Source organism: uncultured Rossellomorea sp. (assembly GCF_947488365.1).
In the GTDB taxonomy this organism is placed as follows: domain Bacteria; phylum Bacillota; class Bacilli; order Bacillales; family Bacillaceae_B; genus Rossellomorea.
Genome location: NZ_CANKZT010000005.1, coordinates 147,662 through 174,109, shown reverse-complemented (window position 1 = coordinate 174,109; position 26,448 = coordinate 147,662). Strand labels below are relative to the sequence as shown.

The following is a 26,448-nucleotide window of genomic DNA, read 5'->3' as shown; positions in this document are numbered from 1 at the left end:
TGTTCTAAGTATCTTAAGCCTGTACAAGAGCACCTAAATCTTTTTCAAGATACTCTTTCCATAATCCGTCCATGTACATGCGGCGCATTTTCGCTCCTACGCGCACAATCTCCAGGCATTCCTGCTGAAGTTCCGGCGTATCAGCATGCTCCAACACGATTTTGTATCCACGCTCTCCATGGATTTCATCCGATACGATGTGCAGGTCGAAGAATTCGATTTCTTCATCTGTGAATCCGTATTTTTCACGAAGGACCGGCGTTTGTTTACGATAAATATCAGGTACTTGTGATTCCAAACCTACTACTAATGCTGCCGTTGCCACTACGAAGTTTTCACGTGCCGCCACTGAATAGCACCAGCTTTGCAGTCCAAGAGTCGTTGCAGCCATATTCTTCGGATCTCTTACTCGATCGCCTGTCGTTCCACACGCTTCAGCAAAACGGATCAACAAGTCGGTATGGCGATCTGCGGCGATTTCTTCTTCATACATATTTTGAAGGGTGAAATCTTTCGCGTCTTCGAATTTTGGATGATCAGGCGTATTGTGATAGATATAAGAAAGATAGTTCGCGAAAGGCCCAACATAGTGGTAATGGTTTTCAGCCCATTTTGCAAAGTGCTTTCTCTCGAGCTTTCCTTCTGCCCAAGCAGTTGTAAAAGGAGCCTTTTGACTATGATTTCCCTTGATTGCCTCTTCCAGCTCTTTACGGAATTCATCTTTAGATAATAGTTTTGTCATGATCATTCTCCTCCTAAAAGTATGCTGCAGTTGATCTGCACATTGTATTGTGTATTTTGTATACCAAATAGTGTTGAAAAAACAACCATATCTTCCTTTTCGACTGAAGTGACAGCATCTAAAGAGATACAGTTCGTGAAAACAACTACTTAGCTTGTTCATTTGGTATACCATTGACTTTATACTAACCTATGAATCGTACTTTGTAAATATACTTTTCTGATTTTTTTAAAAATTATAATTTTAATACTGGCTACATGAACAATATGGCCGCAAGGGTTGCCACCACAAGCCCTGTCATGACGGGAATGAAGTTCTTTCTGGCGAGCTCCAGTACGGATACCCCGCAAAAGCCTGCCACCGCCACTAGGGATGACCATGCGATCAGTGTCCCGCCGCCTGTCCAAACAGATCCCATCTGACCGATCGCCGCCAGTGTACCAGGGTCAATCCCGGCTGAACCTGACATGGCACCTGATAATGCTCCCACTAAAGGTAGTCCTGAGAAGCCTGAACCATCCAAACCAGTGATGATACCAACTAAAAGGATACCAAAGGCACTAAAGAAAGCGTTTTCAGGAATAGATGCTTGTGCAGACTGAACGAGATCGAATAGAAAGGCAGGCTTGGCCGCTTCTTCCCCAAGTGATAGAATCGACCCGGTAAAATCCGAGCTCCCCAGGAAGAAGAATCCGGCTATCGGGATAACAGGACCCATGGCACGAAACGCGAAAACAAAACCGTCTGTGATGTGATCCCCGATTTTATCCAGGGCATGGATTCTTCCAAATGCAATGGAAGCCAAAATCAGCAGTACGGCTGCGACTCCACCGATAAAGGCAGCACCGTCCCCACCTGCAAATCTCCCCGCCTCTGCATCACTAAACTTGGTAGAAAACATAAAAATCATGACGGCAAGCATGGACAATGGAACGAGAACAGCAAATACTTTCCCCCATATTTCTTTTCTGCCTCTGTAAACCTCAAGCTCAGACGCCGCGGATACTTCAGCTTCCACAACACTTTTGTCCGCAGTCATGGCATTCAATAGGTTGACCGCATTCTCTGCTTCTTCGCTATTCGGCTTGGCAATCGACTTATACATCATTGCATAAGCAACCCCGACAGCTGTCACTCCTGTTATAATCGATAAAATCATCGCTTTATCCGCAACCTGCACCGTTTCCATCCCCCCGGATGTTGCCGTCAGCATCGGCGCGATCTGCATGATATAGTCAGACGATAACGCCATCCCCTGTCCGGCAATCGCCACGATCATCGCGGCCCCCATCGCCGGCAGGCCGGCACGCATGGCAGCAGGAACGAGCAGAGCACAAATAAGTGGAACAGCCGGTGTCGGCCAGAAGAACAATGAAATGACATACGTCACTACCATTAATACGAAAAAAGCAATATGACCGTTGACCATGACTTTCTGTATGGGCACGATCATCCGTTGATCGGCTCCGATATCTTTCAGTGAGTTTAATAGAGCGACCATCAGGGTAATGATTAAAAAGATACTGAATAATTCTCTGGCTGCAACCAGATTGGCGTTGAAGACCGCCATAAAACCGCCGACGAGGGACCCTTTATATAACCAGGCTACCAAAAAGGTCCCGACGATCGTCGGCAGTACAACCCCTTTCCGAAACAACATCGTAACGATGACAAGTGCAGTAACCAATGCATACAACCAATGAGCAGCAGATAAATCCAAAGCATTCACCCTTCCCACTTTTTTGTAGCGATTTAATTAAGCATTTCGACTTCGACTTTCAATAATTCCCTTAATGCTTGTGCGATATTCTCTGTTGCTTCAGTAACAATCCGTTCCCCTATCTCTCTCGTTGCCTTCGTTGCGTCCCCAATACATCCATTTTTCGTCATTTCTTCATACTGATAAAATCCTTGAATCGCTTTTCCCGGTCTTAATTGTTTATATCTCCCCCCTTCACAGAAATCTCCCGACGTCAATTTGTCCGGTCTAATCAAGTAAGGTGCTAAATAAAGCGCTTCTGATACTTCGCGTTCACAGCTGTGCCCAAAAATGGGAGAGTCAATGAAATGCCCGATGGACTCTTTGGCTGATGCCGTTGTTTTGGCATAATAGATCTCTACCTTTTCCTCCTCTGACAACACAGTGCTTGCCACACTTAAGGTCGATTGATTCCCCCCATGGGCATTCAGAAACAAAAACTTGTTGATCCCGTGATGCTTTAAAGATCGAACCATATCCCTTAAGATCGCAATCAATGTATCCGGCTTCAAGGAGATGGTCCCTGGGAAGTTCATGTGATGGGGAGACACGCCCATATTGACCGTCGGCGTAACGATCAGGTGCGGGTGCATCCGCTCGGCGATTTTTTTCGCCATCTCGGTTGCAAGTACCGCATCACAGCTTTCGATCATGTGAGGACCGTGCTGTTCATGGGCCCCAATCGGTATGACCGCCATCTTGACGGTTTTTAATGCATCCTCTACCTCTTCCCAGGTCATATTTGTCAGTACATACGAATTCAATGCAACCACCCTTTACACTTTTACGGTATTTTGTATACCTAATTTAACTACAAAAAAAATTAACCCTTTGCCTCTGCTGCCGCCTTTCTCTTCTTGACGTCCACCCCTTCCTGAGTCAGTTCGATATCTGCTTTAATATATAACTGACACGTAAGACGGTAGTTTTCATTTACCAATTCCCCCAGCATTTTATCCTCTTTCCAATTTGGTGGATCAAGGTTTTCACCGCCGCTCAGCACTTTACATGTACACTTCGTACATTTCCCCATCCCGCATCCATATTTCAGTTTCGGAAACTGCTTAATTCCTGCCAGTACAACCAAATTAGCGCCATCTTTCACTTCCTGTTCAACGATTCCACCTTCAACATACAGCCTGACATTTGGCATACAAAACACTCCTTCACTGTGACATTTATCACAATTTTTAGAATTTTCTTAAGTATACATATGAATCTATAAAAATGTAAACCCTTTCGTAAGGTTTTCTTACAAAAACGAGATTGGAAATGACTGTAAGTTTTGAAAATGAAAAAGGATAAATTAGCGACGAATCAACAAATAAATAAAAATTCTGAAAACTATATTGATTTCATCCGGCTCTTCCTTTACACTGTAGACAAGAAGATTTGGTATACAAAATACAAAGTGTACTGAATCCATCATGAAGGAGTGGGTTTTATTATGGAAAAGTATATTGTACTGACCAACAAGGATACCTTTCAGACGATACTAGAAAATGACGGATTCCAGCCTGTAGAAACGTATCACTTTTATTTCTTCGATAAATTGAAATCTTCCTATACCATTGCCAGAGTCCTGGATGACGATGCGAAGATTCAATTGTATGAGAAGTATGAGGGGAAAGAGTATGTCAATCATATCCGGGTGAAGTTCTTCGAATCCTTCGAGACGATCGAAGGCGCACGCGAGGAGTTATATGAAATTGTGAAGGCGAATGGAAACAGCGAGGACTCGAAACATTCCAAGCTGGTTAAGTCTGATGAATTAGCTATCTAGTAAAGTAATAACCTCAATCTGTTATTATACAGGCTTACTCGATCCTTTGGAATGTGGAGGGTTAGGTAAGTCTGCTTTTTTGTGGGAGTGATGGTTGATTTCCGTTCCGAATGACCTTTTTCCGCGGGGCTTGCGGTGAGACTCCTCTAAGTTAAGTACCTATGTTGTCTTAGCCCCTGGCTTTATATAACTTCCAGAATTGATGAATGATAGTTTGAAAACAGGGACCGTCCCTTTCCGCTCCAGGCACTTGCCTTCCGCTGCAATCCACTCTTTTCTGCTACATTTTGACGGACAAATTACGTGTTAAAAAAATATAAAAAACAGACCTTATTTTAGATTGAGGATTCTCCAAGACAAACTATCTAAATCTCCGCACCAATCAGCTCTTTTTGTATTCTATTTATATTTAAAAGAGATCCCAACCAAAAACACCTTTGATTCTAGTATCTACAAACATACAAAAATCGAAGGTGTTTTTTTCCTATATAAGAATCTGCAAAATGATGAGGTACGTCACGGTCAATGCCAGAAAAGAAATCGTAAATGTAAAATTCCAATTCGATACTTTGAAGGAGCTTGTCTTTACAATGGTAGACATTAGACCGATCGTTGCGTTATAGGGTCCCATGAGAAACGCAGATACTGCCCCTGCGAGCATGGAAACCGTCAGGATATAGGGTGAAACATCCAAGCTGTGAGGGTCAAGTGTTCCTGCCAGTAAGGCAAGTGCCACCGCTGGATGAAGTCCGATAAACGCCAGGGTCAAAGGTATCAGAGGGATTAATAGGACAAAGATTTCAATCCCGATTGTATCCTTGAAAGCGGTAATCCATTCATTCACCAGATGATCCGTATGGGAGAATTCAATCGCCGATATAAAGAATCCTGCAGACAGAAAGATGAAGAACTGATCTTTCATTTTTAGTAAATGGTGCTGATAGTGATCCACCAGCCCATTTTTAAAACCACCTGCTCTTCCCAATAATAGACACCATATGAAAGCGAAGGGAATGACGAGCAGTGAGACGACGATTAAGAACGAAAGGGACAACCAATGCTCCAGGAATGAGATGACGATATTGAAGGCAAGTATCGCCAGCAAAATGTGTGACAGTTTTCCTGCCCCCGCCTTTCCGTCCATCCCCTCAATGGCTGCAGCCGTTTCATTAGCGGCAGGGCTTGTACGATATGAAGGACGCTTTCTCCTCTTTCTAAATCCACCTGTATACCAATCAAGCAGCAGCCCCATCACACTTAAAGGAAGGACATAAGGAAGCAGCCCGCCCCACTTTACCCCCGTCATATCAATCACAATCCCGACAATCGGGGTCACTGGAGCCCACATCAAAGGCATGGAGAATCCATGAGTGATGGCTCTGCTCATGAACCTTTCTTTATCTTGGAGCGGAAAAGCATCCGCCGCCGGCCTGACAGAGAAATACGTCATCGGCAGCGTGGCCAGATTCATGAAAATACTAAAGAAATATGAAATCCCTGATGTGAGACTATATAAGCTTGTTGAGGATTTCACCCTCCTGGATATGAAGCCTTGAATATTCTCAGAGTAGTTTCCGAGCTTGATAGGAAGCGCTAACAAAGGGACCAAAGCAAACAACGTCAGAAGATTGAGCATCGGGCCGAATGAAAACAGAATATCTTTCAAACCGGCGTCACCCTTCAACAACATGATGAATCCCAATACAAGAAACGTCCCCCCTATCACCCTTACAAACTTGTTTACTCTGAATAAAGTGATCATGACAATCAGGAAACAAATCACAGAAATGATGGGAGAAATATCGATACCACTGAAAAGTTCGTTGATCAAATAAAACAGGATGGAAACACCGGATAAGAGTTTTATCATCTAATCACCAATTCTTTTTTCTGATTATTCTATATATTAAACCTCTTGAGAATGAAAATCAATTGTATGGTATACATTATTTCAGAAAAAACAAGGTTTTTTGATTGTATTTACTCTTTCCTATTACAACATAAGTATCGGTTCCTTGCTGATAATTGGCTTATAACAGGGATTTAATGCGGTTTTAGGAAATCCTCCTCTTCATTATGGTATACCATAATGCTTTTTTAATCTACTTTTTACGTTAATTACATTTAAAATAAGGCATTTGGTATACAATAATTATTGACTTCGTTTCATATCCCTCTTATACTAAAGATATTAAGAAAAATATAAAAATCTTCGGGAGGGGTCCATATGTTCCAACTATTATTTGGATCTAGACACGCTTTAGAAAAAGCAAACCGCAAATTTGCCAGACTAAAACGAACGTTAAAGTTTTAATGATATAACATTTTATCCTATGTATTTCTCAATTGGAAGGCAGTTCAGTTCCAGATCCAAGAGGTGGTCCAAGCAATAGGACTACCTCTTTTTTGGGGACATGGGGACAGGTACCGCGTCCCTGCACTTCTTTATAGCGGGACAGGGTGCCTGTCCCCTTGTCCCAAAGATCCATTCTGCAAAAAAATATCCTCTAAAGACGGTTCATCAACATTAATCCTGTATAAATCAATATTATGTCCGGTGAATGCCCGGACGATTTGCGGGATTTTCTTTTCTGATTCGATTACAAGAGATGTGACATTTCCTCTTGTCTCGATCTCTTTTCCCACGGTTTCAAGGTACTGGTTGATGAGATGAGGGTTTCCGTTTTCCAGGGAAGAATGCTTGATCTCCACCTGGATGGAGGAAGAATAATGGGCCCTTAATTCCTCTAATGTTCCTTCATTGATAATTATGCCATCTTTCATGATAGCCATGCGGGTACAGATTTTTTCGACCTCATTTAAGTTGTGGGAGGTCATGAAAATGGTTTTTCCTTCTCTTTTCAAATCCAGGATCAGCTGCTGGATGCTAAGTCCTGATTCAGCATCGACACCTGAAGTAGGTTCATCCAAAAAGACCAGATCGGGATCATGGACGATCGCCTGGGCAATCCCTAATTTTTTCTTCATACCGAAAGAAAATTTTCCTGCCTTTACATTTGCATGTTCTAAAATCCCCACTCGATCCAGAACTTCTTTTCCTTGTGCCGTTGATATTTTTTTGCCGTTAATGCTGGCAAAATATTTTATATGACCAAGGGCGGTTAAGGAATCATAAAAGGTTGAATAATCGGGTAAAACCCCGATTCGGCTGTATACGTTCTCAAGCTTTGTTTCACCCAGCAGTTTGAATTCTCCTGAAGTGGGTTTTATCACCCCGGTAATCATATTGATGAAGGTGGATTTTCCGGCGCCATTCCTTCCCAGGAACCCGTATATCTCCCCTTTTTCCACATGTAAACTTACATCACTGACGACCTTTTTGGAACCAAATTGTTTCGTGAGTCCGTTTGCCTCTATCACATTCATTATAAATCTCTCCTCTTGAAGATCTCTCTTGCAACGATGAATAGTAATACCGCATAAATGAGATTGATTAAGATATAGTAACTTCCAAGCGTTGAATAATAATAGGGGGTTAAATACTTAAACCAGTTCGTATAAATGCTATCGGCATAGATCGCCCAAAAACTGAGCGCAGGGAACACAAGAGCGAATACGATGCCGAAAAACATCGAGACGGCAGGCTTCGGCATCACAATGGAAAAGATAAGATTCAATGCCAGGGCGACCGAAAGAAACAACATGCAATCCACAACACCAAGCCATAGGAATTCTTTCGAAACAAATGTTACCAACAGATAAGAAACCGTTATGCAAAAGAACCAGAAAAACCAAACCCCCAGATATTTTCCTAATAAAATCTTCGTTCGGGTGGTCTTCGTCACTAAAAATCTCATCGTGCGGCTGCTGATTTCCCGGTTCATTAAATCATGAGACAGGCCTGCTATAAATAAAAACCCTAATCCAAATACGATCATCAGGGTTCCAATCGCAAATCCATCCTTACTCCCACCTAAATCCAACTGATCTGCAACCGTAGTCATGAAATCTGCCAATACATAACTTATCCCAAAGATGATTGCGATGACGATGATCGATTTAACACTTTTAAAATGTCCTTTAAATTCATTCATGCATATTGCCCACATTCATTACCACTCCTTTCTAAAAATAGTATACTATTGGTAAATTAAGATAAATTTAACTCATCCTTAACATTACCTTAAAAAGGAGCCGAGAAATGGAAAAAGGAAAAATACTGATTGTAGACGATGAAGTGGAAATTCTAAAAATGATAAAGCTGGTGTTAAACAAAGAAGGATTCCAGTCGGTGGAAACATGCACAACCGGGGAGGAGGCAATCAAATTAATGGAAGGCAATCGATATGATTTGATCCTTCTGGATGTGATGCTCCCCGATATGCATGGATATGAGATTTGTTCAACGATCAGGAAGAAATCCAACGCTCCGATCTTCTTTATTTCGGCCCGGAATTCTGATCTGGATAAATTGACCGGGTTCACCCATGGCGGTGATGACTATATCACCAAACCGTTCAATCCTCTTGAAGTGGCCGCAAGAGTAAAGGTCCAAATGAAGCGGTATCTTGCCTCTCAAGGAGAGAAGGAAGAAGGAGAAATCCTGGACTTCGGTCATTTTAAGCTGAATACGAAATCGGCAGAGTTATGGGTTGAGGATCGCCTGGTCCCTTGTTCCGCTCAAGTATACAATCTCCTGCTTTTTTTCTGTAAAAATTCTGACAGGATCTTTTCAAAAGAACAACTCTATCATCAAGTATGGAAAGAGCATGTACTGATGGACGATAACACCGTCATGGTCCATATAAGAAAAATCCGCGAAAAAATCGAGAAAAACCCCAGTAAGCCAACTTTTTTACAAACTGTCAGGGGGCTGGGATATAAGCTGGTAAGCGGAAAGAGCCGGACACTATGAATCTACGAAAAAAACTGACTATGCACTTTTTATCGCACTTTATTTTCTTGTTAGTTGTCATCATTGGGCTGATCATCATAGCTCTTGTCTCACTGTCTTTCATTATCTCTCAATCTGAGATGAAATCAGACTTCTCAAGAACGTCCAAAGAGTATATTGAACACGCCATAGAGATTAAAGGACAAGAGGTGAACATCAATCAAGACGTGAAAGAATCTGTCAAAAAGAATGAAGGATGGCTGCAAGTCGTTAATCGGGATGGCCGCGTAATCGGTCAATACAATACTCCATCAGAATTGCCCGCTTCCTATACCTTCATGGATATACTCTCCTTAGAGAACCGAATGTACAGAATGAACTATTGGAAAATCCCAGACGGCCACACCGTCATCTATGGGGAAAAAGTAAGAAGCATTAAAATCAAAAATGAACTGACCACATTGGACGACTTTCCCGAAATCAGCAAGGAAGTTCAAGATTATTTAGTTCAAAACGATGCCTGGATACAGATCTATAACTCTGAGGGAGATATGATCAAGGATTACGGAGCACCTAAGACGTTACACTACTCGTTTAACGAACTATTGGGAGTCAAGGAAGAACCGTGGAATTCAAAGTATGACCTTTCGTTATACCGTCCTGACAACAGCACTCTTTTATATGTAATTGGTACGGAGAATACATACTACAGCCCCGATGCGATCACGGATGGCATGATCGACCGTTCGTTTATCAAAGGCTTCTTGATCGTTTCTACCATTCTTGGCCTAATGATCATATTACTGGGGCTATGGTACGGAAAGAAATTCGGGGTTCCTTTGTTGTATATGATGAAGTGGATCAACGATATGTCTGAAGGAAAATATGTCATCCCTCTAAATAAAAAAGGAGTAAGCCCTTTACTAAATAAAGCAGGAATGCTGCATAAACGATACGCTTTCTTTAAGGATGTCGTTCATTCTTTGGAAAAGCTCACATCCACCTTGAAGAAAAATGAACAAATCCAGAAAAAAATGGACAAAACAAGAGAAGAATGGATTACGGGTCTTTCCCATGATTTAAAGACTCCCATCAGCTCAATCTATGGATACTCCACCCTCCTCGTTTCTGATTCTTATACGTGGAGTCAAAACGAGATGAATGAATTCGGGCAAATCATACAAGACAAATCCCATTATATGAGTGAATTAATTGAAGATCTGAACCTGACGTATCGACTGAAGAATGATGCCCTCCCCCTCCATAAAGAGAGAATCGACGTCATTTCATTCTTGCAAAAATGGATGACCCAGCATCAATCCTCTGATAAACCGATTCTTCTCGAGACAGCCCATCAGGTGGTGTTCCTCGATGTGGATCCAAAATGGTTTACGAGAATTATGAATAATTTAGTGGTCAATGCCATCAAACACAACCCTATCGGGACCATCATTAACATTAGGGTACTGAAGTCAGAGGACTCCATCATCATAAGTGTGGAAGACAACGGGACAGGGATCGATTCTGAAAGCATACAAAACCTATTTAATCAATATTACCGCGGCGGAAATACCAAAGACAGTGATAACGGCTCAGGATTAGGGATGGCCATTGCTCATCAGCTGGTGTCAGCACATGACGGAAAAGTCGAAGTAACGAGTAAGCTGAACACCGGAACAACCATCCGATTGATCTTTCCTCATAAGGGACGGAGGGACAGGTCCCTTGTCCCGAAATCTAAGTAGAGACTGGGGTTATACTCCCCTCCTCTTTTTCACTCTTGGGACAGAGTGCCTGTCCCCCCAACATACATAGATAAGGGAATATCAGAGAAAATGATTCTTTCGTCTGGTATTCTCTTTCTTGTTGAAAGAGAATGTACAATGCTATGATTAACTTCAAATACTAATATATTACATTTTTACATATAAAAGGGTATCGTGAATGTAACAGCTATAATTATTATGAAGAATTCTAACAATCGTGATCATTATTCGAATGTTATACAAAAGCAATAAAACAACAATCAAACAAGAGGTGAACAAGTTATGGCAAGCGTAGAAAAGAAAGAAAACAAATCATTTTTCCAACGATTAAGTTTCGGATTCACCATTTTTTGCGTTATATTTCTCATCATGAGATTCACGGGGTTATTGGATCCTGTTATTGAGTTTTTTAAAGGATAAAGGGACGGGTCACTTGTTCCAGAGTCTAAATAAAGACGAGGGGATTAGTCCCTTCGTCTTTTTCAGTTGTGGGACGGGGTGCCTGTCCCCACGTCCCTGCCAAAGAATCTTTAGGAGGAATTCTGATGAGAACTTATAAGTTCCGACCACCAATGATGAACCGATCAACAAAGACTTTCGCTATTACTGATGATTCGGGCAAAAAGGTTGGAGAAATCGAGAGATATTTCAATTTTAAAGGACAAAATGTACTTAGTACATTTATCAATATGTCAAATGTGAAGGTCAGAAGCGTGTTGGGGGAAACTTCCCTGGACTTTAAAGAAAAAAGTCTTCTTAAAAATTTATTGTTTAATAAATGGGACGTGAACTATAAGAAGGATGGGAGACTTCATCACTTTGAAATTAGAGATAAAACTAAAATTAAGACACACCAATTATTTTTATATACTTTTCTGGGGAGAAATATGCAAGTGAAATCAAAGGTAATGGATCGTACAACTCGTTTTTACAAAGAGCAAAGCGGACACTTAAAAATTGTAGCTGAAGTATCTTATGATACCTTAATACCTCCCTATACTTACACCATCAATCTACACGACGATTCCATCCATTATTGTGAAATTGCCGGAGTCTATTACTTAATGCATATCAACAGTAGTGACTAGTTTAAGAAATGTTTGGACAAAAGTTTTTTGAGCTGATAAATAGCAGTTACTACGTCAGCGGGGGAATCGGGACGAAGGGACAGGTCCCTCGTCCCAAAACCAAAATAAAGACGAGGGAATAAATCCCCTCGTCTCTATTAATTTCGGCGGGACACGGTGCCTGTCCCCCCCCGTCCCACATTCTATCGCTTAACCGTGAATTTTCTCGGAACAGATGATAGCGTCAATCCACTCTCATCCTTCACCGTTACCTTCACATAGTAGTCCCCATCCGGATAATCACTGTCAGGAGCCCATGGCAGGTTATAGATGGAATGTTCGTCATGGATGTCTGCTTCTTCAAGTGTGTTCCCCTGTGCATCGGTAATTTCCAAATGCCAATCAAGGCGTTTGTATCCGAAGAGCGTCAGGCGCAGTGGCTTGGTTTCACTTACGCTTGAAGCGTTGTTGATGCCTAAATAGTTAATAAGGGGTTCGGCGTTTAAATGCGTTTCATTCCCCTGGTACGCAACTCCCACATTTCGGGCATTGTCGATGGCAGAGATGGTGACCAGTTCCGGTTTCACTTTTGAGATGTACTCTGATCCCCCGTTTTGAATCCGTTGGGACTTTCCGTTCACCCAAAGCAGGCTGCCAAGAGGACCGGTACCCGTGTCTGTTATATCCCAGCTGATATGATAGTTTCCATCCGGCATTTCTTCTACCTTGATGTCTTCCACTTTAGGAGCTTCGGAATCTACTTTTATCGGAATCTTGGTCTCTTGAGGTTCAGCACCCTCATAGTTTAACGTGCTCGTATAGACGTAATAATACTGTCCATCCTTTATCGTTTTCCCATCGTCGTCAGTAGAATTCCAGAATAATCCTTCCATGTTATATGAGTAATTTCTGTAGCTCATGATGTTCTTTCTGAATTTAAACGGACTTCCATCCTCTGTGAATTCACTAAAGTTGCTTATCTCTTTAATGGTATTCCCTTCCTCATCCTGAATGCTCAGGGACAGTTCTTTCAGGTTGCGCAGCGCGGTAAAAGAAGGATAAGCCCCCTCACTTATGGATCGTGGTGACACGCCTATCTTTTCTTTATTGAAGGTTCCAGTGGCCGGATCATATCCGATTGGCAACGAATCAATTTCATTGAATAGGACCGTATACCCCAAGAATGCATCCCCTGTCACCGGGCTTTCATCCACATTCGCCATGGAGTTCCAGTCTCCGTAGTACCCCATAAGCGGTACGGAAAGTGTCGTCAGTTCTTTTACGGAGCTTCCTTTTGGTACAAAACGGACAAACCCTTCAATGAAGCGCCCTTCACTCAGCTCTTCAGGCAATTCAACTGAAATCTTTACTTCGCCGCCATGGTGTGGTTTGTATTGGATAGGTTCTTCCGGATCGTACGTCTTGCCGTTGATCTTGATGTCTGCACCTTTAACCGGTACAGAATGAAGCGTTAAGTACTCTCTTTCCACTCCATCATGTGTTTGTTTGGTTGTTTCGTCTGTGATCAGATCGATCATAATCTCATATTGGTGCTGAGGCTTCACAAGATTTTTCTTTAAAGGCTCCACATTCAAAGTGAAGTCAAAGCTGCGTCCCACTTCTTTCAGGGCAACAGAAGCAGCCTGCTCTAATGGAACACCCGAACGTTCAAGGAGATATGGCGTCTCCATCGCACGGTCGATCTTCATGATCCCGGAACCTTGTCTTCTTGGTGAATAAACCGAGTGATCATTGGTTGGATTCTTCAGTGTTTCAGACGTATTCATCAATGCGTTTTTCGCTTTTAATACCGTTTCCTTATCTTTCGGAAGACCCAGCTCCTGATAATAGTGCTGTAAAAGCAGTGCGGCTCCGCCTGCTACCTGCGGGCTGGCCATGGACGTTCCGCTCATGGTTTCATACTCGTTATTGATCACCGTCGAGAAAATCTTCCCGCCTGGTGCCGTGATCTCCGGTTTGAAGCTTAAGTCCGTTGGAGATCCAAAGGATGAGAACGTGGACATCGGCTCGGTTGCCGTATTTTGAACCTTCAGTACTTCGTCAGTCAGTTGAACCGTTACTTGTTCACCCGACTTCAATCGCTCTGCGAGTTCATTTCCGTTCACTTGATCCGTTGTGACCGCCGGAATGAAGTACGGGCTGAAGTAAAGACTCGCATACGATGTCACCTGGGGAGGTGGGATCACCATCACGGCTACCGCACCTTTCCCCGCGGCGGCAGTCTGCATATACGTAGACGGGGCATAATATTGGGACGGTTGTGCGACCGCGATCTTCCCTTTTAAGTCAAGGTCCTTAACCGCTCCCGAATTCCCCTCACCAACATAAACCAGTTCGTATTCCTTGGATGGATCCAGCGTCCCGATCAATTTCTTGATCCCCGGCTGAATTTGATAGCCGAATAGAGTTCCATCTGACAAACGCAGCCCGTCCACTGTCATCATGTCGTTCTCTGAAGAAGCGACCTGTAGGGCATACGGTGTCACACCAGGGTCTCCCACGAGCCCGATGTCAGGGTTTTTCGCTAAAGGCAATTGAGACCTTTCCAGCAAATTGTTCTTGGTGCTATAAGCCGCATTCCCTGCCGCCGCAACAACCAGGACGCCTTGTTCTGTGGCATATTGAATCGAGCGCTGGACGGGATCGTTCGGATCGACGTTCCCTGCTTCCGAACCGAGGCTTAGGTTGATGACATCCGCCCCCATTTCAACGGCATGATAGATCCCTGCTGCGATATCATCGTCATAAGCGCCGCCACCCTTATCGGAGAAAACTTTTTCCGCTAATAGCTGTACATCGGGAGCGACACCCTCTGCTTTTTTCTTGGTTTCTTCATAAGCTCCTACGATCCCCGCTACGTGGGTCCCGTGAGAATTGGAGGATGGAATGACGTTGGTATCATTGTCTGCCCAGTCGTAGCCTGTAGGGACTTTATCTGTGTACCAGGTGTCGTCTACTTCGGTTTGTTGAAACTCATCTTGAAGGTTTTGTTCCGTTAACTTCGCCGCTTTCTTTCCTTCTTCCGAAAGCTGCATCGCTTCGTGACGGTGGTCCACACCTGAATCAACGACCGCTACGACCATACCTTCCCCGCGCGTGTTATACTTCGTCCATGTATCCATCGCCTCAACGAGCTCTTTGCTGTCTACAACGGTATGCTCATATTGTTTGGAAATGCGAACATCCTTTACGCCATCCAGCTTAGCGATTTTTTGAACCTCACCAAGTGTTGTATCCACGCTGAAGCCACTGAAACCTTTTGAAAATGTGTGTCTCACTTTTGACTTTGAGTTCTTTTTACCCGAAATGATATTCTTCACTTTTTCAACTTGAGCGTGCGGAGACGACTTCGCATGCTTATTCACCTCAACCTCAACGACAATCCTTACATTCTCGTTCGGATCGAAGGAAGACTGATCCACTCCGTACAATGGGTCACTGTTCTGTTCAAGTGCTTCCGCAAACGGATTCGATTTCTCCGCCAGAACAGAATGGGGGACCTTTTCCTGTTTGGAAAACTGAAACTCCGCACCTGCTGATGCCCCGAACGCACTTGCCGTCATCACACATGCCAATAAAGATGGTACGACCTTTTTCTTCATGCCTCTACTTCCCCTCTACTATCTAGTTTTCTAACTATTCTTATTTTTAATAGTAGATAGAGAGATCGCTTGCGTAAATGGGGGTTTTCAAGCACTTTTCTTTTTAATTTTAAAGGTATTTAATACCGGTATGGTGAAGAGAGAATTCCATTTAATAGTCTATTAGTCTGATTATTTAAACATAAAATCCCTTATTTGTATAAATATATATTTAAAAAAACCCCAAGTGGATAAAACATAGGGAAAGTACCCTAACCTACGCCTTGATTGGGACGGGGGGACAGGTCCCTTGTCCCAGAACCAAATAGAGACAAGGGGTTGAAACCCCTTGTCTCTATAATTCTTGGGACAGGGTGCCTGTCCCCATGTCCCACACCACTTCCCCATTGACGAATGTGGCTTGGACGTTCCAGTTTTGGTCTATGAATGCGATATTGGCTTTTTTGCCGATTTCCAGGGTCCCGATTTCGTGATCGATGTTTAGTAGCTTTGCCTGGTTCAGACCAACCATTGGCAAAATGTCCTCAAGGGGGAGTTCCAGCACCTCTGTCATATTCTTAAGGCAGTCCAATAGATTCGTTGTACTACCCGCCAAGGAGTTGGTTTCTACGGTCCTGGCAATCCGGTCCTTGACTTTCACGTTCATTGTTCCCAGAGTGTAATCACCGTCAGGTAAATCGGCGGCCGCCATGGAATCGCTAATCAATAGGATGTTGTCGCTTCCTTTTGCTTTATGTAAGAGTTTGACCGCCCCCGGATGGACATGATGGAGGTCTGAGATGCATTCACACAGGCAGTCATCATTGGTCAGGACCGCGCCGAGGCATCCCGGGTCACGGTGCTTGAAGCCCCGCATTCCGTTGAATGTATGGACTGCGATTTTTGCTCCATGGGAGACAGCAAGATTCGTGGTTTCATAGTCTGCATTGGTATGACCAATTGAAACATGGATCCCCTTACCCGCTAGGTGACGAATGACCTCCATGGCATGAGCTTTTTCCGGAGCAATTGTGAGGACTTTTATGGTATTATGCGAAACATCAATCAGTTCTTCTATCTCTTCAATGGAAAGCTCCCGCATGTACTCCACAGGGTGTGCCCCTTTATGTTCGGGTGTGATATATGGACCTTCCACATAGGAGCCGAGGATTTCAGCTCCGGTCGTTTGACCGATGGCACTGCTTACTGCTCCAACCGCCTTGCGGATACTTTCGGGATCGTGGGTGAGTGTGGTTGGCAGGAACCCTGTTACGCCGTATTTCGCAAGGGATTTAGACATCTCGTTTAGGGAAGAGACGCTTCCATCCATCGTATCGTGCCCCGCGATTCCATGAATATGGAGATCAATCATTCCCGGTATGGCAGAACAACCGGGTAAAGCGATGATGGGACATGGTGGAGGTTCCGTTGTTATCCCTGAAATCCGTCCATCTTCAATGAGGAGGTACCCGTATTCAACTATTCCTTCCGGTGTATATATGTGGTCCGCCTTCACGGCTTTCATATTCTTCATCCCCTTTAATATAAATAAACAGAACAAGCAACACCATCAGAGGTGCTGCTTTCTAGACTGATTCTTTCATGTTCAACCGGTTTAAGGCAAGGTAACATGCTCCGAATAATCCAGCATCATTTCCCAAGGCGGAAGCAATAACCTTGTCCTCACACGAGTATACATCCATCACTTCATTTCGTACTTGCTTATTGATATCTCGAAAAAAAGGGCTGGTACCCTCTGTGATCCCCCCGCCAATGATGATCTTCTCCGGGTTGAGAAGATGAATCACGTTGGATACTCCTATACTAATATAATGGATGAACCGTTGATAGACGCCAATGGCTACTGGATTCCCCGCCATGACAAGCTCCATGATCGTTTCACCTGAAACGTTTTCTACTCCCATGCCATTTCGTATGGCTTCATCCTTATAGTCCTGGACAAAAGCGGAGGTGGATGCATACCGTTCAAAGCAGCCTTTTCTACCGCAACTGCACGGTTTCCCCCCTGCAACAATGACGGTATGGCCAAGCTCCCCCGCAAGTCCCCCAGAGCCATGCATGACTTGACCATCCACCACGATGCTGCTGCCGATTCCAGTACCGAGGGTCAGAAACACAGCGTCACGCTCCCCTTTGACGGCACCTTGCCACATCTCTCCAAGACATGCACTTTTCACATCGTTTTCAACGGATACAGGCAAGTGGGTCAAATAAGACAACTTTTCTCCAAGCTGCGTCCCACTATAACCTTCTATATTATTTGAAAATAATATCATCCCCCTTTTATGATCAACCAATCCACAAGATGATATCCCGATGGCAGAAATGGGGTGTTCAAGCTGAAACGTTTTGACTTTTTCATGTAGAACATCAACGATTTCATTGCTTATGGGAGTCGTAGTTTTTCCTTTCGAAAGCAGGTGTCCATTCCCATCAAAAACACCATATTTAATAAAGGTTCCCCCGATGTCAAAACATGCGATATGACTCATCTTCCATCCCCCCAATCATTTCAATGACGTCAATCCGTTTCACAAATCGTCTGACATGGACCGGATTTATGGAACCTGTCTTTTCCAACATCGCATTTGACATCCCACATGCGCAAGCCCATTTTAGCACTTCCTCTATGGGGTAACCATGGGAATAAGCGTGGGTGAACCCCGCCAGCATGCTGTCGCCGGATCCGACAGGATTGACCACGTTCACGTTCGGTATCCTTGCAAATAGGACCCTGTTCTCACTCACCAGGAAGGCTCCCTCCGCCCCGAGGGAAAGCAGCACGTATGGAACTCCTTTCTGACATATGGATTGTGCCTGCTGAAGCATATCACTTTTGGAGTTTGTCTTTCTCCCTATCAAGGCATTGAATTCTTCCTTATTCGGTTTAATCAAGAAAGGTTTCCCGTCCATACTTTCAAAGAGGGCCGGTCCGCTTGTGTCCAATAGCATTCGGACTCCGCTTTGATTGGCTATATTTGAAAGCCCTTTGTAAAAGTCGTTCGGTATTCCTTCCGGCAAGCTTCCGGACACCACGACATAATCCACGGTACCCATGAGGTAAGCGAACACTCGATGAAAACGCTCGATTTCATCTGTGCCAATGACCGGTCCCGGTTCAAGGATCTCGGTCTGGCCCTCCTTTGAGAGAACAGCGAGGCAAGACCTTGTTTCCCCTTTTATTGAGATAAAATGCTCATGAAGATCCATATGCGATAACTGGTTCTGGATCCACGCCCCGCTATTGCCACCAAGGAACCCCGTACATGTGACCCGGTTTCCTAAACCTGATAGCACCCTGGTGACATTAAGACCTTTACCTCCTGGTGTTTTTTCAATAGAAGAAACTCGATTGACCCCTCCGATTTGAAACTGTGACAGAGTATAACGGACATCTATCGCGGGGTTTAACGTGACGGTTGCTATCACGGATCTACCCACGATTGAAACTGCCGCAAAGCTTTATTTTCTCCGCTACCACCTGTTTCATTTGAACAACCGCATCTTTAAAGTAATAGCGTGGATCATTGGCTTCAGGGTTCTCCTGAAGATAACTGCGAAGCCCTTTGACAAACGCCATCTTCAATTCCGTTGCCACATTCACTTTGCATATGCCCCGCTCAATGGTCTCGCGGACAAGCTCATCAGGAAGCCCCGATGCACCGTGAAGGACAAGAGGGACATCCACTTCCTGCTGGATGGCCGCCAGCCGGTCTATATCAAGCTTGGGCTCTCCCTTATATAAACCATGTGCTGTACCGATCGCAACGGCCAGCGAATCGATGCCGGTCCTCCTGACAAACTCCTCGGCTTGTTTTGGGTTGGTATAAATCTGATCCTTCTCGTCTACTTCTATGTCATCCTCCATGCCGCTTAATCGACCCAGCTCAGCCTCGACCGCCACGCCAAATGGCGCGGCATATTCCACGATCTCCCTGACGATCCGTATGTTCTCTTCAAAGGAATGGTGGGAGGCATCGATCATGACGGATGGAACGCCCATATGGACCAAATTTTTGATGTCATCCAGGTTTTCGTGGTGATCAAGGTGGAAGCAGACAGGAATATCATAGCTTTTCACCGCCGCTTCCATCATCTTGATCAGAAAGTTCTTCCCCATATATCGGACGGTACTGGGTGTCGCGGCGATCATGACAGGAGAACGAAGATCTTGGGCGGTTTCAAGGACTGCCTTGAGCGTTTCCAAATTATGAACATTAAAAGCAGGGACTGCATATCCTTTTGACTGAGCATCGGCCAGAATCAACCGCTTTGAACGAATCATACGTTGCCTCCCCCATTCTCATAAGGATAAATCTTGACACCTTTCACGACTCGATTCACGAGCCCCGATGGAGAGGGATTATCAGGGGAGAATCCCAGATGCATTGATTTATACATGGCAAACAATTGGGCATACATTACATAAGGGAACGCCAGCAAGATATCCTCTCTGAGATTGTTTAACCCTGAATGAAGAAAAACATCGCAATGACTCACGGCATCATCATCCTTAATGGAGGAGACCGCCACGACTTTCCCCCGACTCCGTTCTCCGTAAAGTTCTTTCAGGATATCCAGGTCATACTTCCTTGTGTGAGGGTCGCTCGACAGGTATACAAACACCATTGTCCCCTGGTCCAATATCGACTTGGGACCATGCCGGAAGCCCAGTGAAGAATCAAAGAAAGATGAAATGGTTCCCCCTGTCAGTTCCAGTAGTTTAAGAGAGGACTCCCTCGCCAGTCCCTGAAATACGCCGGATCCTAAATAAACGACTTTTGAAAAGGAGGTAGCAGCCAATTTTTCTACCTCTTGTGCCGCACCTTTGATAATCTCTTCACCAGACTGACTGATTTTCTCTATAAGATCCTTCATGGCAAGAATACGTTCATTTTCAAATAGAAGCAACGAGGAAAGTAGCATTGTCGTAAAGCTGCTGGTCATGGCAAATCCCTGATCATTCGCTTCCTCCGGCATATAGATGACGAGGTGATTGGATTTCTCCTTTGTTTTCTTCGCCAATAATCCATTTTTATTGCAAGTAAAAGCGACCCCGTAAAAATCATCGACAAGTTGTTCGCCTAATTGAACGGCAGCCAGGCTCTCTGGACTATTTCCCGATCGGGCAAACGAAATCATCATGGTCGGCACATCCCTATCTAAATATAGATGGGGGTTGGAAACCACATCCGTCGTGGCAATACACTCCAGGGCCATGTCTTGGCTTTTCGCAAGCTTTCTCATATGGGGGAGTAAAGTTTCCCCCACAAAAGCGGATGTGCCCGCACCTGTCAATATGACTCGGATGTGAGGATGCTTCTCTTTGATTCTCTTAAAAAATGGATTCAGTTCGTCTTGATTTTTCAGCATGATTTCGATGGTTTGTTTCCAAAGTCTTGGCTGTTGGGTGATTTCTCTTGATGTATGGACTGCACCGGAATGCTGATGTTCCCACTTGTTTGAATGTAAAAGTTCCATACGTTTTCCTCCTGTACTGATAATGTTGTCATTACCAGTTAGAATGAATAGATACCTTTAAGTACCTATTTTAGTTCCACCGTATACGTAAACTTATCCCCTCTTGCGATAGAGATGGTATATTCAATGACGTCATTTTCTTCAAAGGTTATACGCTCAAGCCTCAGGCAGGGGGAATACTCCTCAATCGTCAGCATGTCTGCCTCGACTGCCTGGGCACTGACGGCATTAAAGCTTTCCAGTGCTCGTGTGATATTCACATCATACTTCGACCGGAAAACTTCATACATTGGGGTGATCTCCAACTCTTCCTTGGTGAGGTGTTGAAAACGCCCCACTGGTACGAAGGATGTTTCATAAATCATTGGATCTCTGTCGGCGAGTCTTAATCGGGTGATCTTGTAGACCTCATCTTCCGCTGTCAGATTCATCTTTTTTCCTATGGTACTTTCACAAGGTACTTTTTCGAAGGAAACGACCTTCGTCGATGGCTGCTTTCCGATTTTTTTCATTTCTTCTGTAAAGCTGTAGAATTCCACAAGACTCTGCTTATACGTTTTCGGGGACACATAGGATCCCTTACCGTGAACCTTGTAGATGTATCCTCCCTTTTCGAGCTCCTGCATGGTCTGCCTAACGGTGGTCCGACTTACTTTATATGATTCACATAGCTCCCGTTCAGAGGGTAACTGCTCCTGCTCAGCAAGCTCCCCGCTTTCAATTTTACCCAACAGCTCATCCATAAGTTGGTAATACAAGGGTAGGCGATTATCTTTTTCTATCATGTTAAACTCCTTTTAGTGGTATCTTTGTCATAACCATTTGTATACCCATTATACATAAAATTGCGACAATTATCACTCGATGGCATGATAGATATTTCCATTAGGCATTTTCTTTTGCTTTCTCCAATTCATCCTGAAACTTTTTTAATTCGATGGTCGCACCTTTCAGTCTTGATTCTTCCGCTGCGAAAGCGATCAAGTGACTTTGGGAAGACGTTCTGGCTGAGGTCAGTGTCCCTTTATCCTTCGTGCGAACCCGGTTGATGAAATCCTGCATGATGCTCGTATCGGCACCCATATGTCCGCCATCTACCGTTGGAGGATGAATCACTTCCTTCTTCCCGGCAAAATGCTTGATGATTATTTCATTGTCAGCGTCATGGCCGCTGATTTCCCCATTTGTACCCATGATTTTGAAATGGCGGTACGTTTCCTTCGTAAAGGCCGTCATCGTGAACGAAACCGTGACATCCCCATCAAACAGTAAATTAACAACTTGATGGTCCACCACATTATTATCACAGCGGTACACACAACGTCCATAGGGGCCTTCCTGGATCGCCTTCAAACGGCTTTCGATGCTCGGATTCGGGGACACCACATTCGCAGGCCACACATCCCGGTCATGAAGATACCATTTCGCTGCGGAATACGGACATTCTTTCTCCACTTTACACCCATCGAGACATCGATGGGTGGATCCCTCGGGAGCATTCTCTTCTTTAAAATAGGAAAGACTCCCATAGGAAGAAACACTTCTGCAGTCCGTGCCTATCAGCCAGGCAAGCATATCCATGTCATGGCAGCTCTTCTGTAGAATCATCGGACTCGATTCCTTGGAATTGCGCCAGTTCCCACGGACGAAGCTGTGGGCTTGATGGAAATAGCCGACATTTTCATTCCATTGAATGGAAACGATATCCCCTATTACCTTCCGATCAATCACGTCTTTAAGAGACTGATAGAATGGGGCATACCTCATCACGTGGCATACGCTCAGCAGTGTATCATGCTTTTCAGCTGCTTCAGCAATCTCCAATGTTTCAAGGGGACTTGGTGACATCGGTTTCTCCAATAAAATACTATAACCCTTTTCAATGGCTCGCATGGCAGGTTTATAGTGGTCCCGGTCCGGACTGCAGATCAACAGTGCTTCACAAAGCCTATCTTGATCCAACAGATCGGGCCAGTCTTCGAATCTCATATTCTCAGGGATGCCATGTGCTTCCGCAAATTTCTCCCGCTTCTCTTGATCTGGTTCCGCCACAGCGATAAACTCGATTTCATGAGGATACTGGAGTGCATAGGATCCGTATGCGTAGAAACCTCTGCTCCCGGCCCCGATTAATGCTGCTTTCATTGTCATTCCTCCCTTAGTTGCCTATCAACTTATTTTCCACCCGTAATCGCAATTCCTTCTATAAATTGCTTCTGTAATATGATAAACAAAATCAACATCGGTAAAACAGCCAAGAATGAGCCTGCCATCAAGATTGGATAGTTGGTGCCATACTGCCCCTGTAAAGAGGATAATCCTACGGCCAATGTCATGGCATCCGGTGAACTATTCACGATCATCGGCCACATCAGTTCATTCCACGACCATAGAATCGTGAAGATACCAAGGGCGATCAAACCCGGCTTGGCGAGTGGCAGCATGATGCGCCAATAGATTTGAAAATGATTGCACCCGTCAAGTCTGGCCGCCTCCTCCAGCTCCTTCGGTAATCCCATGAAGAATTGTCTTAAGAGAAATGTTCCAAAGGCACTAAATAACCCAGGCACCACAACGGCTTGAAGCGTATTGAGCCAGCCAAGCTTCACCATGATCATATATTGGGGAAGCAGGAACACCTGACCCGGCACCATCAATACGGATAACGCCAGGACAAACAGGAGATTCCTTCCTGGAAACACAATCCGTGCAAAGGCATAGGCAGCAAGGGAGCATAGAAATAACTGCCCCGCCGTCCGAAGCACCGTAATGATAAAGGTATTTAACATAAACTTAAAGAATGGAAGCAGCGTGAAAACCTCTTCATAATTCTTCCACTGAAAGTCTTCCGGTATCATCACAGGGGGAACCTGAATGGACTCTGCATAGGTTTTCAATGACGTGAGAATCATCCACACAAAGGGAAACAACATCACAATCGAGCCCATGATAAGGATGAAATGGATGAGAAAAGACTTACTCCTAATAAACTGTATCGACTTCTGCATATGCCATCCCCTCCTCAATCATAATGAACCCACTTCTTCTGCAGTGCCATCTGGATAACGGTAATGATGAGAATCATCGCTAATAGCAGGACTGCAATCGCAGCTGCATATCCTTTGTCGTTCAATACAAAGGCATGCTGATAAAAGAGATAGACGATGGACTGCGTGTTCTCCAATGCCGTACTGCTTTTACTGATCATCATAAAGATCAGGTCGAAGAATTGAAAGGCTCCGATCAACGACATGATCGACACGAAGAAAATGACCGGAGACAGTAATGGCAAAGTGATTTTGAAAAACATCGTCACGGGCCCTGCCCCATCGATTTCAGCCGCTTCGTAATAGGTTTTCGGGATCCCCTGCAGTCCCGATAAGAAAATGACCATGTTGTAGCCGATCCCGCTCCAAATCGCCACCGCGATAATCGAATACAGGGCGATATCCGGATTCGTCAACCACTGAGGTCCATCTATTCCTATAAAGGACAACAAGTAATTCAACAATCCAAAATCGGAATTATAAAGCCACTTCCACACCATAGCGATCGCTGCAGGCATAGTAATGACAGGCAGAAAGTACAAAGTCCGATAAACCGTTGTCCCCTTAATCTTTTGATTGAGCAAAACAGCGACAAGAATCGAAAGAAATATCCCCAATGGTACGGTACAAAGGATATAGATCCCTGTATTCTTGAATGATTGCAGAAGATTCACATCCGAAAGCATCCGTGAGTAATTCTTTAACCCGATCCATTTGTATGTGCCAAATGCCCCCCACTCGGTAAAACTGAAGTAAAACGTTTGAAGCATCGGCCATAAATAGAAGACAAAGAGTCCGAGCATCGTTGGAGCGATCATGATATAAGCCCAAAGATAATCTGAGCGTTTCTTGGTACTGGCATACGAAAGCACGTGAAGCTTTCGCTTCGTTTCAACCTGGAGAGGAAGCGGTTCCATTTTATTCTCCTCCTTTGTTAGAAAATGAAGAGAAGATCCCTCTTCCCTTCATCGCATCCCTACTCTTCCAGTTCTTTATTTGCTTTCTCAGTCAGCTCTTTTACCACTTTCTCTACACTCTCTTCACCCGCCCAGGCCTTCTTGAGGATATCTGTTTCATACTGCCAGATTGCCCCTGTGTTCTTCACACTTGGAAGTGGATTCGAATACTCAGCTCCATCGATATACGCTTGAAGATTCAACTCCGGAACAGAATTCAACCAGGCATCCTGAGTACCGTTAAAGGCAGGTATGACCGTACCTGTTTCTGCAAACACTTCGGCTGCCTCTTTGGAACCCAGGAACTTCACAAACTCCCACGAAGCTTCTTTATGCTTGGTATTGGCTGCGATGACATTGGACAATCCATGAATCGAAACAGCCCTTTGCTTTCCTTTAGGCAGAACCGCTACGTCCAAATCAGGATTCTTCTTATATTCCGGTACCATCCAAGGACCATCGAACATCATGGCAATCTTCCCGGATGAAAACAGATCCGAAGCTGCCGTTTCATTCATCTGGGCCTGAGTCGGAGATAATCCCTCTTCTATGAAACTAATATTGTATTTTAATGCCTCGATCGCCTCTGGCTGATCAAATCCAACCGACTTTCCACTCTCTGAAATCACGTGGCCTCCGTTTTGCCAAATCAGATCATAATAACCACCTTGATTCCCCATCACAGCAGCGAAGCCCCATACCCCTTTATCCTTGTTCGTCAGTTTCTTTGCCGCTTCCTTTAACATATCCCAATCCCATGTATCATCAGGATAAGAGACACCGGCCTCGTCGAAAATTTTCTTGTTATACCATAACCCTGTCGTATCATAATCCTTAGGAATTCCATATACCTCATCATTTACGGTATACAGATCAATGAGCGACTCGGGATAATTATCCAGACTGTAATCATCTTTTTCGGCAAGATCGCTCAGTGGCAGAAGTACCTTCCCTTCCGCATATTGAACAATATGAGGACCGTTCATCCATAACACGTCCGGCAATGCGCCCCCGGTTGCGGCAGTCTCAAGCTTCTGAAAATACTGCCCGTAGGGAATCAGCTCCGTCTTCACTTTAATGTCCGGATGCTCTTCATTAAATTGCTTAATGATTTCTTCAATCGCTGGTACTTGCTTCTTATCCCAGAACCCATAACTGATCTCGACCTTTCCGTCCTTCGATTCCCCTGAAGAACTGTCACTGCATCCTGCCAGTAATCCAAACACTCCAAGCACTAACGATAGTAAAACCATAAGACCCTTTCTCACCATGTTTCCCCCTCTTTCTTCGAGTGATATTCACAAACAAGTACTACCCTACGTGTTGTCATGATGTTATTACCAGTTAAAGTATAAGGGTTGTATTACCT

Annotated in this window: 22 protein-coding genes; 4 read left to right on the top strand and 18 right to left on the bottom strand. The window is 44.3% G+C overall.

Annotation, left to right across the window (positions count from 1 at the left end; all coding sequences use genetic code 11):
- Window positions 1-13: 13 nt before the first annotated feature.
- From Q1B03_RS17695 to Q1B03_RS17680, 4 genes are all read right to left on the bottom strand, one after another.
- Window positions 14-742 carry a TenA family transcriptional regulator gene (locus Q1B03_RS17695; RefSeq protein WP_299744472.1) on the bottom strand — a complete coding sequence of 243 codons (729 nt, stop codon included), beginning with the start codon at window positions 740-742 and terminating at the stop codon, window positions 14-16.
- 253 nt (window positions 743-995) lie between these two features.
- Window positions 996-2,462, bottom strand: a complete 1,467-nt coding sequence (locus tag Q1B03_RS17690; protein ID WP_299744469.1) for a hypothetical protein — start codon at window positions 2,460-2,462, stop codon at window positions 996-998.
- A gap of 32 nt (window positions 2,463-2,494) precedes the next feature.
- Window positions 2,495-3,274: a creatininase family protein gene (locus Q1B03_RS17685; protein ID WP_366141306.1), complete on the bottom strand. Its 780-nt coding sequence runs from the start codon at window positions 3,272-3,274 to the stop codon at window positions 2,495-2,497.
- A gap of 50 nt (window positions 3,275-3,324) precedes the next feature.
- The gene (locus Q1B03_RS17680) at window positions 3,325-3,654 is read right to left on the bottom strand and encodes a 2Fe-2S iron-sulfur cluster-binding protein (RefSeq protein WP_299744463.1); all 330 of its coding nucleotides are present in this window, start codon (window positions 3,652-3,654) and stop codon (window positions 3,325-3,327) included.
- A 294-nt stretch (window positions 3,655-3,948) separates the two neighbouring features.
- Between Q1B03_RS17680 and Q1B03_RS17675 the strand changes: the two genes are divergently transcribed.
- Window positions 3,949-4,284 carry a hypothetical protein gene (locus tag Q1B03_RS17675; protein ID WP_299744461.1) on the top strand — a complete coding sequence of 112 codons (336 nt, stop codon included), beginning with the start codon at window positions 3,949-3,951 and terminating at the stop codon, window positions 4,282-4,284.
- Window positions 4,285-4,768: 484 nt separating this feature from the next.
- Here Q1B03_RS17675 and Q1B03_RS17670 read toward each other — a convergent pair whose 3' ends face one another.
- From Q1B03_RS17670 to Q1B03_RS17660, 3 genes are all read right to left on the bottom strand, one after another.
- Entirely contained in the window at window positions 4,769-6,154 is a 1,386-nt protein-coding gene (locus Q1B03_RS17670; RefSeq protein ID WP_299744458.1) for a hypothetical protein, read from the bottom strand.
- A gap of 575 nt (window positions 6,155-6,729) precedes the next feature.
- Entirely contained in the window at window positions 6,730-7,671 is a 942-nt protein-coding gene (locus Q1B03_RS17665) for an ABC transporter ATP-binding protein (protein WP_299744455.1), read from the bottom strand.
- A complete protein-coding gene (locus Q1B03_RS17660) occupies window positions 7,671-8,354 on the bottom strand; it encodes an ABC transporter permease subunit (RefSeq protein WP_299744452.1) in 684 nt (227 codons plus the stop codon). The genes Q1B03_RS17665 and Q1B03_RS17660 overlap by 1 nt, the downstream gene beginning before the upstream one ends.
- 92 nt (window positions 8,355-8,446) lie before the next feature.
- On the opposite strand from Q1B03_RS17660, the gene Q1B03_RS17655 reads away from it, so the two are divergent.
- The 3 genes from Q1B03_RS17655 (at window position 8,447) to Q1B03_RS17645 (ending at window position 11,993) form a co-directional block, all read left to right on the top strand.
- Window positions 8,447-9,160, top strand: a complete 714-nt coding sequence (locus tag Q1B03_RS17655; RefSeq protein WP_299744449.1) for a response regulator transcription factor — start codon at window positions 8,447-8,449, stop codon at window positions 9,158-9,160.
- Window positions 9,157-10,884, top strand: coding sequence for a sensor histidine kinase KdpD (locus Q1B03_RS17650; RefSeq protein WP_299744447.1), 1,728 nt, complete (start codon window positions 9,157-9,159; stop codon window positions 10,882-10,884). The genes Q1B03_RS17655 and Q1B03_RS17650 overlap by 4 nt, the downstream gene beginning before the upstream one ends.
- Before the next feature lie 566 nt (window positions 10,885-11,450).
- The gene (locus tag Q1B03_RS17645) at window positions 11,451-11,993 is read left to right on the top strand and encodes a hypothetical protein (protein ID WP_299744444.1); all 543 of its coding nucleotides are present in this window, start codon (window positions 11,451-11,453) and stop codon (window positions 11,991-11,993) included.
- Window positions 11,994-12,175: 182 nt separating this feature from the next.
- Here the strand turns inward: Q1B03_RS17645 and Q1B03_RS17640 are convergent, their stop codons facing one another.
- The 11 genes from Q1B03_RS17640 to Q1B03_RS17590 all read right to left on the bottom strand — a co-directional run bounded on the left by Q1B03_RS17640 (window position 12,176) and on the right by Q1B03_RS17590 (window position 26,347).
- Window positions 12,176-15,595 carry a S8 family serine peptidase gene (locus tag Q1B03_RS17640; protein WP_299744441.1) on the bottom strand — a complete coding sequence of 1,140 codons (3,420 nt, stop codon included), beginning with the start codon at window positions 15,593-15,595 and terminating at the stop codon, window positions 12,176-12,178.
- Between the two features lie 334 nt (window positions 15,596-15,929).
- Entirely contained in the window at window positions 15,930-17,099 is a 1,170-nt protein-coding gene (gene nagA / locus Q1B03_RS17635; RefSeq protein WP_299744438.1) for an N-acetylglucosamine-6-phosphate deacetylase, read from the bottom strand.
- A 61-nt stretch (window positions 17,100-17,160) separates the two neighbouring features.
- A complete protein-coding gene (locus tag Q1B03_RS17630) occupies window positions 17,161-18,087 on the bottom strand; it encodes an ROK family protein (protein ID WP_299744435.1) in 927 nt (308 codons plus the stop codon).
- The gene (gene pfkB, locus Q1B03_RS17625) at window positions 18,065-19,036 is read right to left on the bottom strand and encodes a 1-phosphofructokinase (RefSeq protein WP_299744433.1); all 972 of its coding nucleotides are present in this window, start codon (window positions 19,034-19,036) and stop codon (window positions 18,065-18,067) included. Before pfkB ends, Q1B03_RS17630 begins: the two co-directional genes overlap by 23 nt.
- A complete protein-coding gene (gene gatY, locus Q1B03_RS17620; protein ID WP_299744430.1) occupies window positions 19,029-19,880 on the bottom strand; it encodes a tagatose-bisphosphate aldolase subunit GatY in 852 nt (283 codons plus the stop codon). Before gatY ends, pfkB begins: the two co-directional genes overlap by 8 nt.
- Window positions 19,877-21,076 (bottom strand): SIS domain-containing protein, encoded by a 1,200-nt coding sequence (locus tag Q1B03_RS17615; protein ID WP_299744426.1) that lies wholly within the window; start codon window positions 21,074-21,076, stop codon window positions 19,877-19,879. The genes gatY and Q1B03_RS17615 overlap by 4 nt, the downstream gene beginning before the upstream one ends.
- Before the next feature lie 65 nt (window positions 21,077-21,141).
- Window positions 21,142-21,861: a GntR family transcriptional regulator gene (locus tag Q1B03_RS17610; RefSeq protein WP_299744423.1), complete on the bottom strand. Its 720-nt coding sequence runs from the start codon at window positions 21,859-21,861 to the stop codon at window positions 21,142-21,144.
- 100 nt (window positions 21,862-21,961) lie between these two features.
- Window positions 21,962-23,221, bottom strand: a complete 1,260-nt coding sequence (locus Q1B03_RS17605) for a Gfo/Idh/MocA family protein (RefSeq protein WP_299744420.1) — start codon at window positions 23,219-23,221, stop codon at window positions 21,962-21,964.
- Between the two features lie 29 nt (window positions 23,222-23,250).
- On the bottom strand, window positions 23,251-24,084 hold the full coding sequence (locus Q1B03_RS17600) for a carbohydrate ABC transporter permease (protein WP_299744417.1): 834 nt from the start codon (window positions 24,082-24,084) through the stop codon (window positions 23,251-23,253).
- A 14-nt stretch (window positions 24,085-24,098) separates the two neighbouring features.
- Entirely contained in the window at window positions 24,099-25,040 is a 942-nt protein-coding gene (locus Q1B03_RS17595) for a carbohydrate ABC transporter permease (protein WP_299744414.1), read from the bottom strand.
- 59 nt (window positions 25,041-25,099) lie between these two features.
- Window positions 25,100-26,347: a sugar ABC transporter substrate-binding protein gene (locus Q1B03_RS17590; RefSeq protein WP_299744561.1), complete on the bottom strand. Its 1,248-nt coding sequence runs from the start codon at window positions 26,345-26,347 to the stop codon at window positions 25,100-25,102.
- Window positions 26,348-26,448: the final 101 nt, after the last annotated feature.

Coding starts and splice junctions, on each gene's coding strand:
- Q1B03_RS17695 (WP_299744472.1), bottom strand. CDS start 742: ATGACAAAACTATTATCTAAAGATGAATTCCGTAAAGAGCTGGAAGAG.
- Q1B03_RS17680 (WP_299744463.1), bottom strand. CDS start 3,654: ATGCCAAATGTCAGGCTGTATGTTGAAGGTGGAATCGTTGAACAGGAA.
- Q1B03_RS17675 (WP_299744461.1), top strand. CDS start 3,949: ATGGAAAAGTATATTGTACTGACCAACAAGGATACCTTTCAGACGATA.
- Q1B03_RS17670 (WP_299744458.1), bottom strand. CDS start 6,154: ATGATAAAACTCTTATCCGGTGTTTCCATCCTGTTTTATTTGATCAAC.
- Q1B03_RS17665 (WP_299744455.1), bottom strand. CDS start 7,671: ATGAATGTGATAGAGGCAAACGGACTCACGAAACAATTTGGTTCCAAA.
- Q1B03_RS17660 (WP_299744452.1), bottom strand. CDS start 8,354: ATGTGGGCAATATGCATGAATGAATTTAAAGGACATTTTAAAAGTGTT.
- Q1B03_RS17655 (WP_299744449.1), top strand. CDS start 8,447: ATGGAAAAAGGAAAAATACTGATTGTAGACGATGAAGTGGAAATTCTA.
- Q1B03_RS17650 (WP_299744447.1), top strand. CDS start 9,157: ATGAATCTACGAAAAAAACTGACTATGCACTTTTTATCGCACTTTATT.
- Q1B03_RS17645 (WP_299744444.1), top strand. CDS start 11,451: ATGAGAACTTATAAGTTCCGACCACCAATGATGAACCGATCAACAAAG.
- Q1B03_RS17640 (WP_299744441.1), bottom strand. CDS start 15,595: ATGAAGAAAAAGGTCGTACCATCTTTATTGGCATGTGTGATGACGGCA.
- nagA (WP_299744438.1), bottom strand. CDS start 17,099: ATGAAAGCCGTGAAGGCGGACCACATATATACACCGGAAGGAATAGTT.
- Q1B03_RS17630 (WP_299744435.1), bottom strand. CDS start 18,087: ATGAGTCATATCGCATGTTTTGACATCGGGGGAACCTTTATTAAATAT.
- gatY (WP_299744430.1), bottom strand. CDS start 19,880: ATGATTCGTTCAAAGCGGTTGATTCTGGCCGATGCTCAGTCAAAAGGA.
- Q1B03_RS17615 (WP_299744426.1), bottom strand. CDS start 21,076: ATGGAACTTTTACATTCAAACAAGTGGGAACATCAGCATTCCGGTGCA.
- Q1B03_RS17610 (WP_299744423.1), bottom strand. CDS start 21,861: ATGATAGAAAAAGATAATCGCCTACCCTTGTATTACCAACTTATGGAT.
- Q1B03_RS17605 (WP_299744420.1), bottom strand. CDS start 23,221: ATGAAAGCAGCATTAATCGGGGCCGGGAGCAGAGGTTTCTACGCATAC.
- Q1B03_RS17600 (WP_299744417.1), bottom strand. CDS start 24,084: ATGCAGAAGTCGATACAGTTTATTAGGAGTAAGTCTTTTCTCATCCAT.
- Q1B03_RS17595 (WP_299744414.1), bottom strand. CDS start 25,040: ATGGAACCGCTTCCTCTCCAGGTTGAAACGAAGCGAAAGCTTCACGTG.